Raw genomic sequence first — 9,545 nt, forward strand, 5'->3', positions numbered from 1 at the left:
GGCTTCACCGGTGCACCGCCCGCCGCAGCTCGCGGACCCGGTGGCGCAGGTGCTTGACCCGCAGCCGGGTGCCGCCGTCGGCCTGGCTGACGTGCGTGCGCGGCAGGGCGTGCGGGCCGGCGAGCCGCCCGGGGGCGATGGCGCAGGCGTAGCCGTATCCGGCGGCGCGTGTCGCGTCGACGACCCGGGCGTCGAGGTGCCCGTACGGGTAGCAGAACCCTTCGGGCAGGGTTCCGGTCAGTTCGCGCAACAGGTCGCGGCTGCCCCGTAGTTCCTGCAGGAGCACGTCGTCGGGGGCCGCGGTCAGGTCCTGGTGGAGCAGTCCGTGGGAGCCGATCTCCTGCCCGGCGGCGGCGACCTCGCGGATGCCCTCGGCGGTCAGCAGGGACTTGCGGGGGCCCAGCGGGTCCCAGACGTTGTCGACGCCGAGCCGTCCGGGCAGCACGAAGAGGGTGGCGGTGCAGTCATGGCGCCGGAGCAGCGGCAGCGCGCGGGTCAGGAAGTCGGTGTAGCCGTCGTCGAAGGTCAGTCCGACCAGACCGGTTCCGCCTCCGGCCGCCCTGGCCCGCAGCAGTTCGCCGACCGACACCCCGCGCAGGCCCCGGGAGCGCAGCCACAGCAGTTGGGCCTCCAGGGCGAGGGGGGTGACGGTGATCCCGTACGGGTCCTCGGCGGGGTCGGTGAACTCGGTGACCGAGTGGTACATCAGGACCCACGGCGATGCGGTCCGGCGGGCGGGGACCACCGCGGCGGGGGCCGTGTCGGTGTCAGCGGGCATTGCGGAACCTCTGCGTGAACTGGGAGATCTGACCGGACAGGGCGGTGACTTCGAGGGCGCGTATGGCCATGCCGGTGGCGCCGAACATGGCCGGGACCAGCAGGCAGCCGAGGCCCGCGCTGAGCAGCGGATCGGGGATCATCGGCCCGGCGATCCAGCCGGTGGCGCAGGCGGCGAGGGCGGCCACCGCGAGCCGTCCGATGCTGAAGGCGACCCTGCGGACGTGGATGGCGATGATCCGCGGGCCGAGGCCGGTGAGCAGCAGGGCGGCGGCGGTGGAGATGCCCGCGGCGTTGGCGGCGGCGATCCCGTAGATGCCCCACCAGCGGACGGCGAAGGCGCCCGCCACGACGTTGACAAACAGTCCGGCACCCATCGCGAGCGCCGGGAACCAGGTGGGCCGGGCGGTCGAGAAGAAGGGCCGGGACAGTGCCCCGACGAGGCAGTGGCCGAGCAGTCCGAGTCCGTAGACCCGCATGACGGCGGCGGTGGCGAGGGTGTCCTCGTGGGTGAAGGCGCCGCGTTCGAAGAGGACCTGGATGATCTGGGGGGCGTAGCCGATGACGAGCGCGGTGCCCATCAGGACGGCGAGCGAGGCCAGCGCGAGGTCCCGCTCCACCCGCCGGCGGGCCTTCTCGCGTTCGCCGCCCGCCATGGCCTGGGCGACGACGGGGAAGGTGACGGTGCAGATCATCAGCGAGAGCACCATCGGCATCTGCGCGACCTTCTGCGCGTAGTTGAGGTGGGAGATCGCCCCGGACGGCAGCGAGGCGGCCAGGAACCGCTCGACGAGGACCTGCGACTGGCGGAAGACGGAGAAGAGGATGACGGGGGCGATGACCCCGAAGGCGATGAGGGTGGGGCGGTCGCGGTCGCGCTGGCTGCGCGGGGCGGCGGACCGTCTGGCCCGGGGCGGACCGAAGCCGACGTGGCGGATGAAGGAGGGGAGCTGGACGAGCGCCATCAGCAGCCCGCCGACGGCGACGCCCGCGGCGGCCGCCCGCACGCCCCACAGGGTGTGGAGGGTCACCATCGTGGCGATGATGCCGACGTTGTACGAGACGTAGATCGCGGCGGGCGGCACGAAGGAGCGGTGCGCGCGCAGCGCGGCACTGAAGTAGCCGGCGACGCCGAAGGAGAGCACGGTCAGCGCGGTCAGGCGGGTGCACTCGACGGCCAGCCCGGGGTCGGGCAGGCCCGGCGCGAGCACGGCGACGACGGCGGGCGCGGCGACGACGAGGACGGAGGCGACGGCGGCCAGGAACACCAGGAGCCGCGGCAGGGTCGCCCCGACCAGCAGCCGTACGGGGTCCTGGGTGCGGGCCTCCCGTCGGGTCAGCCCGGCGCGGCCGGCGGCCCGCCGGGCCAGGGCGTGGCTGAAGGCGGGCACCATCAGCAGCGCCATGGCGTCCTCGATCAGCAGTGTGGAGGCCATCTCGGGGACGGTCCAGGCGATGAGGAAGGCGTCGCTGTCGTGCCCGGCGCCGAAGAGGTGCGCGATGGTCTGGTCGCGCACCAGCCCGAACAGGGACCCGGCGGCGGTCAGCCCGGCGGTGACGGCGGCGGCCTTGGCCAGGAACCGCCCGAGCGGGGCGCCTGCGGCGGGCTCGGCGGACACCTCGGCCTCTCCCCGGCGGCGGCCGCGTCCAAACCGGCTCCGGTCGCCGGGTGCGGCGGACCCGCCCGCACGGCGGACGGCGCCGGACCGTTCCCCGTCGGGCGCGGCGGCGGGGCCGCTCGCGACGCGCGCCGCGACCCGCACGCCGCAGCCCGCCGGCGCTCCGCCCGGATAGCCCGCGGAACCGAACAGCGGTTCCCGCACGGCGGACTCGCCGGCCGGCAGGCCCCCGGCGACGAAGCCCGGGTCAGCCGGGAGCGGCTCGCCGCCGGGCGCCCCGTCCGCGGGCGGCACGTACCCGGAGGTGGGCGGGACACGGGTGTGGCCCGCTCCGGCACGGGTGCCGGAGGCGGGCCGCCAGGGCGTGGTGTCCGTCACCGGCCGCTCGAACTCTCGGGGACCGGGCCCCGTACCCCGGTGCCGCCGCGGACGCCCGCCGGGGAGGCGAGCGCCCACCAGGCCGCCAGGCCGATGATCACTCCGGTGAGGACGGTGGACGGGCCGCCGATGTCCGCGTAGAGGAAGTCGGTCAGCTGCCACACGAGCAGCCCGGTCGCGATCAGGCCGCAGTCCCGCATCCGCGATCCCGCGCCGGTGGCGAGCCGCCGCAGTCCCGCGACGAGCAGGGCCGCCCAGCCGCCCGCCAGCGCGATCAGCCCGATCAGGCCCTGCTCGCTGAGGATCAGCAGGTACATGTTGTGCGGGGAGAGCAGCGGCTGGCGGATGTACGCCTGTCCCGCGCCGGCGGTGTCGCTGCCGGAGGAGAGCCCGAGCGAGGCGTGGCCGTCACGGTGGGCGGGGAAGCCTTTGAGGCCCACGCCCGTGGCCGGCCGCTCGCGCCACATCGACTCGGCGGCGGCCCACATCGTGTAGCGGTCGGTCACCGACTGGTCGGGGGCGCTGGAGACCTGGGTGATGGAGGTCAGTCGTTCGGCGACCATCTCCGAGCCGACGCCGAGTCCGCCGACGAGGACCACCCCGGCGGCGGCCAGCGCGGCGAGCACCGTGAGGGCCCGTCGGATCCCGGCCAGCGCCATCACCAGCAGCGCCGCGCCGAGGGTGGCGATCCAGGCGCCGCGGCTGAAGGACAGCACCAGCGGCACGACCAGGACCAGGGCGCAGCCCGCGGCGGTCCGCCGCAGGCGCGACGGCAGTCCGGGGGCGAGGGCGGCGGCGGTCGCGACGACCAGCCCGTAGGCGACGACCGTCGCCATGCCCATGACGTCGCCGGGGCCGAAGGTGCCCACGGCCCTGATGTCCTCGCCCTGGTAGGAGGCGCCGGTGCCGGTCGCGTACTGCACGACCCCCACCGCGCCCTGCACCAGCGCCAGCACCACGAAGCAGCCGGCCGCGAGCCGGAACTCCCGGGCGCCCTGCACCAGCAGCACCACGGCCGCCGGGACCAGCACGAAGACCTGGAGGTAGCGGACGAAGCCCGGAAGGGCGGCGTACGGGTCCCCCGCGGTCACCGTCGCGACGGCGAGGCCGACGGCCGGCGCCCCGAGGACGAGGACCCCCAGGGGGGTCAGTGGCCGTACCCGGCCGCGCAGCGCCTGGACGGCGCAGACGAGGACCAGCAGCAGCGAGGCGGCGTCGGCCGGGCCGACCTTGCCGGAGGCGGTCGCGTCGCCGGCCGGGAGCGGGGCGAGCAGGAAGAGCACGGTCGCGGCGAGCGGCAGCAGCGGCCAGTGCCGGCGCAGCAGGCCCGGTACGTCCGGCCGGGCCCAGGAACCGGGGGCGGCGAGGCTCATCAGCTGCCTCCCAGCCGGAAGCGGAAGAAGGAGGCGGCGGTGCGGGCGAGGATCCACAGGTCCTGCCACAGCGACCAGGTGTCGATGTAGTGGTTGTCGAAGCGGGCCCGGTCCTCGATGGAGGTGTCCCCGCGCAGGCCGTTGATCTGGGCGAGGCCGGTGATGCCGACGGGCATCCGGTGGCGGGCCTCGTAGCCGGGGTGGACGGTGGAGAACTTGGCGACGAAGAAGGGCCGTTCGGGACGGGGTCCGACCAGGCTCATGTCTCCGCGCACGACGTTCCACAGCTGCGGCAGCTCGTCGAGGGAGGACTTGCGCAGGAACGAGCCCACCGCGCTCATCCGGCGGTCGCCCGCGACCGTCCAGCGGGTGGCGGACTCGTGCGCGTCGGCGCGCAGCGTGCGGAACTTCAGCAGGGTGAAGGGGCGTCCGTACAGGCCGACGCGTTCCTGACGGAAGATCACTCCGGGTCCGTCCCAGAGGCGTACGGCGGCCGCGCAGAGCAGCATCACCGGTGCGGCGGCGACCAGGGCGACCAGGGCCAGCGCGGAGTCGATGACCCGCTTGGCCCAGCGCTCCAGCGGTCGGGCCGGGCGCGGCAGCAGCGGCTGCACGGCGTACCCCCACAGCTGGTCGGCGGGGTGGGCCAGCCGCATGCCGGTGACCTTGGCGGTGCCGGCCGGGTCCGCGAGCCACAGCCGGCAGCCGTGGTCGTGGAAGAGCCGGACCAGGGAGGCGGTGCGCTCGTCGGCCTCGGGCGGGCGGGTGAACACCGCGTGCCGGACGGCGTTCTGGATGACCGCGCGCCGGATGTCCTCGTGGGTGGCGAGGAGCGGGAGGGGGCCGGTGTCCCCGTCGGCGGGGGCGGCGGTGTCGGCGAGCCCGACCGGGCGCAGACCGAACTCGGGGCGGCCGTGCAGGGCCGCGGCGACCGCGCTCGCCCCGGCGCCCGGTCCGACCACGAGGGTGGAGGCGGGCCGTCGTACGGCCGCGCGGCGGTGTAGCTGGTTGGCGAGGCCGCGGCCCGCGCAGACCAGGAGGGCCTGCAGGCACACGGCGGTCAGCAGCATGGTCCAGCCCATGGCGCGGGCCGGGTCGAGGGCTGCTGCCACGGCGGCCGCCGCGCACCACAGGACGGCGGATCGCCCCAGCACCGCGGGCAGTTCGAGGAGGGCGGAGGGGGCGAGGCGCGGCCGGTACAGGCCCGCCTGCGCGTGCAGGGCGACGAGCAGGGCGGGCAGCACGGCGACGGCCGGCGCGGCCGGCAGCACCTGGCCGGGCAGGGTGACCGCGGTGACTACGGCGGCCAGCGCGTCGGCGGTGAGCAGGGGGAGCACCCGGCTGCTGCGGCGCAGGCGCTGCGGGCGCACGGCGGACCGTGCCAGGTCGGCCCTGGGCCCGCGCGGCGGGTGGATGGCGGTCGCGGAACGGCGGGCTGCCCCGTGGGGTGCGGGCGCGAAGGCGCTGCCGCCGGGCCCCGTGCCGCCCTGCCCGGTGTGCCGGGCGGGTGCGCTGTCCATCGTCATCGGCTGATGCGCTCCTGGTTCAAGGGCCGGGGCCTGCCCAGCAGTTCGTGGTACAGGCCGCTGACCGCGTCCGTGGTCCGCCGCACGTCGAAGTCGGTCCGGGCGTGCTGCCGGGCCTGCTCCCCGAGTTCGGCGAGGAGCCGCGGCTCGGCGAGCAGCCGTCCCAGGGCCTTGGCCAGTGCCGTCGGGTCCTCCGGCGGTACCAGGCACAGGCGTCCCTGGCCGGACGGCAGGCTCTCCCGGGCACCGCTGACGTCGGAGACCAGGACCGGTCGGCCACAGGCCATGGCTTCGAGCGGGGCGAGCGCCATGCCTTCCCACCGCGACGGCAGTACAACGAGATCGGCGGCCCGAAGCCACGGTCGGATGTCGGCGGCCGCGCCCGCGAAGTGCACCCCGGCCGGGGCGGTCCGGCGCAGCCGCTCGGCGTCGGGGCCGTCGCCGACCAGGGCGAGGCGGGCCTCGGGGAGGGTCGCGAGCACCTCGGGCCAGGCCCGCAGCAGGATGTCCTGGCCCTTCTGGGCGCAGATCCTGCCGACGCAGACGGCGAGCGGTGCGTCGGCCGGGAAGGTGGGCGGCAGCGGCAGCGCGGCGCGGGACTCGGCCCGGTCCTGGCCGGGGTCGGGTGCGCCGGGCCGGTAGTGGTCGAGGTCCACCCCGTTGCGGATGACCGTCCAGCGGGCGTCGATGCCCTCGGACTCCCCCGCGCGGCGTTCGGCCTCGCTGACGCAGAGCACCCGGTCGGCCCAGCGGGCCGCGTACCTCTCCCAGCGCAGGGCGAGCGCGGCGGTGGTGCCGCCGACGGCGTCGAAGGACCAGGCGTGGGGCTGGAAGACGGTGGGTGGCGTCCCGCGTGCGACGAGCCGTCCGACCAGTCCGGCCTTGGCGCTGTGGGCGTGCAGGAGGTCGGGCCGGATGCGGCGCAACAGTCTTCGGGCGCCGGCCAGTTCGGCCGGGAGGCCGGGGCCGGGGGCCCGGCCGGCCCGCCAGGTGAACACCTCGGCGCCGGCGGACCGGGCCGCGTCGCCGAGCGTGCCGCCGGGCGGACAGCCGACGACGGCGCGGATGCCCTGGGCGCTCTGGGCGCGGACGAGGTCGGTGACGACCCTGGCCACACCACCGTCGACGGGCTGTACGAGGTGGAGGACGGTCGTGGGCTGTGCCGCCCGGGGGTGCGTGAGCACGTGGAGTGGTCTCCTGCGTTCAGCGGCGCGCGTCTGTCTGAACGAAGAGCACACCGAGGAAATGACCCTGACTTTCGCCCGTGAACCTGAAGTCCAGGCTGCGGGCTCCACCGGACAGGGCGGGACTCAGGTCGAACACGTCCGCGTCATATCCGAGATTATTCATATGATCCGGCTGTCGCACGAAAGATTGTCCGCCGAATTCCGTGATCGTGGAATTCATGACGTCGTTGAACGGGTTCTCCCCGTCGCTGATGCTCACCCGGCGGCCACTGTCGGCGGTCACGACGAGTGAGTCACCGAGGGTGCCCCGGTCCCCGTCGTACGCGACCACCCCGACCCGGCCCGCCGAGCCCGCCGGAGCGTCCAGGCCCTCGATCGCGACCTTTCCGTCACCGGCCCGGGCGGCGAGCGACTCGAAGCCGTCCCACAGCGAGACCCGCCGCAGCGGCTCCTGCGGGTGCTCGTAGGCGACGACGAGCGTCCAGCCGCCCCAGGCGCCGACCTCGGAGTGGCCCATCGCGATGTTCAGCTGCGAGACCGTCCACATCCCGGCGCCGCCCTTGCGCACCAGCGGGGTCACGTCCGCCGAGGCCTGGTAGGCGTCGCTGCCCGCGTCCGTGCGGTGGCCGATCACCGTGTCGGCGAGGACCTCCTTGTAGGCCCCGCCCGGCTCGGCGACCAGCACCCGGCCGTTGTCCTGCGGCGGCTTCTGCTCGCCCACCCGCAGGTTCCCGCCCCAGTAGAGCCGGGCGTACGAGACCTTCGCGCCCTGGGGGACCTTGAGCTCGGCCCGGGTGGAGTTGTAGGTGTCCGGGTCCTGGTCGACCTCGCTGTAGAACATCTCGAACTCGCTGTTGACCCCCGCCGCCCCCCGCTTGACCTCGGCGCACCGCTCCGCCTGCGGGGACCGCTCCCGGCGGCAGCCGATGCCGGAGTTGGAGGCGCGGACCAGCCCGCCGTGCTGCACGGCCTGGTAACGCTGCGTGAACGGGATCCGGGGCAGCTCCTTGGGTGCGGGCGGGGCGGCCGCCGCGGGAGCGCTCACGGAAAGTGCGAGGCAGGACAGCAGGCCGAGCGCGCCGAGGATTCTGCCGGAGGAGCCCATGACCCTGTCTCCATATTCGATCAACGGGACAAAACAGGAGTGCACTTTGTCAGAAATCGGGCTGGAAATCACGTCGGACTCGCTTGTACGGCCTTTTGGGCGATAGCACGCACCCTCACAACGGGCGGGTCGTTATGAGGTGCACCATTGTTCGAGCCGAAAGGAAATAAGCAGATGAAGAAGAGGCTGGTGCGCGGCACCACCGTCGCCGCCGCAGGCGTCGCCGTACTGATGGGTGGCGCGGGCCTCGCCTCCGCGCACGGTGGCGGCGCCACCGCCGAGGGCCTCGCCGCCGGCTCCCCCGGCGTGGCGAGCGGCAACCTGGGCCAGATCCCCGTCCACGTCCCCGTGAACGTCTGCGCCCTGACCGTGAACCTGGTCGGCGCACTGAACCCCGCGTTCGGCAACACCTGCGTGAACGCCTGAGCGTCAATCACACCGCGCGAAACGGCTGCATCCGAGTGAAGCCACGCAACCCGCACCGGGTCGCCGCCGTTGATCCGAGTGCTCCGCTACCGGGCAATCCTGCAAAAAAGGGACGACAATGATCAAGAAGATGATGGCCTCGGCCGCGGTTGCCGCCTCGGTCGTGGGCATGGGCGCCGCAATGGCCCCGCAGGCGATGGCCGTCGGCAACGACAACGGCATCAACACCGTGAACGGCAACAACTCCGCCCAGATCTACGGCAACCAGGCCACGTACGGCAACATGAGCCCGCAGATGGCGCTCATCCAGGGCTCCTTCAACAAGCCCTGCATCGCGCTCCCCGCGAAGGCCAACGTCCAGTCCGTGCTGGCCCTGGTCAACGTCGGCGTCCAGGACATCCCGGTCCTGTCCAGCCCGCAGAACCAGCAGTGCACCGAGAACTCCACCCAGGCCAAGGGCGACGAGGCTCTCTCGCACATCCTCAGCAACATCCCGATCCTCTCCGGCAACGCCTCCGCCGGCAGCTGATCGCACCCCGCGCCCGCGAGGCCGTCGCACCTTCGGGTCGCGGCGGCCTCGCCGCATGTCGGGCGCATCCGCAGCACCCCGGAATTGTCGCCGCAAATCACCGCCCGAACCGCCCTCCCGAATTCCGGAGGGAGCATCGGAGTGAATTTCCGGACCATCACCGAAAAAGCGCGGTTTCCTTTCCCCGGGCCACTCGTTGTTAATTCTGCAGCGGATACGCCTCTGCGGGAAGGATCGAAAACGAAATGACGTACAAGAAGGCAGTGGTGCTGGCCGCCGGCGCGCTGATGGCGGCCGGTGCCGCCTCCCCCGCCATGGCCGACTCGGTGGCCGACGGCAAGGCCGTGGGCTCCCCGGGCGTCCTCTCCGGCAACGTCGCCCAGGTCCCGGTGCACATCCCGGTCAACGTCTGCGGCAACAGCGCCAACCTCGTCGGGCTGCTGAACCCCGCGTTCGGCAACACCTGCGTCAACGCCTGACGCTGCGCGTGCGCCCGCGAGGGCAGACCTCCTTGGGGTGGCCGCGGGGGGGGCCGGGGGGGCCCCCCCCGGCCCCCCCCCCCCCCCCCCCGCCCCCCCCCCCGCGGGCCCCGCCCCCCCCCACCGCCCGCGGAAGTGCCCCCCCG

General features: G+C 74.1%; 9 protein-coding genes. 3 read left to right on the top strand and 6 right to left on the bottom strand.

Translation table 11 applies throughout. The annotated features are described in order from the left end of the window. Positions 1-4: 4 nt before the first annotated feature. Genes ACIPXC_RS08750 through ACIPXC_RS08775 form a run of 6 tightly spaced genes read right to left on the bottom strand, consistent with a single transcriptional unit; the run spans position 5 to position 7,965 of the window. The gene (locus ACIPXC_RS08750) at positions 5-778 is read right to left on the bottom strand and encodes a polysaccharide deacetylase family protein (RefSeq protein ID WP_401614939.1); all 774 of its coding nucleotides are present in this window, start codon (positions 776-778) and stop codon (positions 5-7) included. Beyond that, entirely contained in the window at positions 768-2,774 is a 2,007-nt protein-coding gene (locus ACIPXC_RS08755) for a lipid II flippase MurJ (RefSeq protein ID WP_401614942.1), read from the bottom strand. Before ACIPXC_RS08755 ends, ACIPXC_RS08750 begins: the two co-directional genes overlap by 11 nt. After that, a complete protein-coding gene (locus tag ACIPXC_RS08760) occupies positions 2,771-4,147 on the bottom strand; it encodes an O-antigen ligase family protein (protein ID WP_401614945.1) in 1,377 nt (458 codons plus the stop codon). Before ACIPXC_RS08760 ends, ACIPXC_RS08755 begins: the two co-directional genes overlap by 4 nt. Then, a complete protein-coding gene (locus tag ACIPXC_RS08765; RefSeq protein ID WP_401614994.1) occupies positions 4,147-5,667 on the bottom strand; it encodes an exopolysaccharide biosynthesis polyprenyl glycosylphosphotransferase in 1,521 nt (506 codons plus the stop codon). Before ACIPXC_RS08765 ends, ACIPXC_RS08760 begins: the two co-directional genes overlap by 1 nt. A 2-nt stretch (positions 5,668-5,669) precedes the next feature. Continuing rightward, positions 5,670-6,857: a glycosyltransferase gene (locus tag ACIPXC_RS08770; protein WP_401614948.1), complete on the bottom strand. Its 1,188-nt coding sequence runs from the start codon at positions 6,855-6,857 to the stop codon at positions 5,670-5,672. A gap of 19 nt (positions 6,858-6,876) precedes the next feature. Next, positions 6,877-7,965: a DUF3344 domain-containing protein gene (locus tag ACIPXC_RS08775; protein ID WP_401614951.1), complete on the bottom strand. Its 1,089-nt coding sequence runs from the start codon at positions 7,963-7,965 to the stop codon at positions 6,877-6,879. A gap of 174 nt (positions 7,966-8,139) precedes the next feature. On the opposite strand from ACIPXC_RS08775, the gene ACIPXC_RS08780 reads away from it, so the two are divergent. From ACIPXC_RS08780 to ACIPXC_RS08790, 3 genes are all read left to right on the top strand, one after another. Next, complete coding sequence (locus ACIPXC_RS08780) at positions 8,140-8,391, top strand: chaplin (RefSeq protein WP_401614954.1); 252 nt, start codon at positions 8,140-8,142, stop codon at positions 8,389-8,391. Between the two features lie 118 nt (positions 8,392-8,509). Next, positions 8,510-8,920: a rodlin gene (locus ACIPXC_RS08785; protein WP_030767099.1), complete on the top strand. Its 411-nt coding sequence runs from the start codon at positions 8,510-8,512 to the stop codon at positions 8,918-8,920. A gap of 245 nt (positions 8,921-9,165) precedes the next feature. Beyond that, on the top strand, positions 9,166-9,399 hold the full coding sequence (locus tag ACIPXC_RS08790; protein WP_401614957.1) for a chaplin: 234 nt from the start codon (positions 9,166-9,168) through the stop codon (positions 9,397-9,399). Positions 9,400-9,545: the final 146 nt, after the last annotated feature.

This window comes from Streptomyces sp. NPDC090021 (genome assembly GCF_044748225.1).
In the GTDB taxonomy this organism is placed as follows: Bacteria; Actinomycetota; Actinomycetes; order Streptomycetales; family Streptomycetaceae; genus Streptomyces.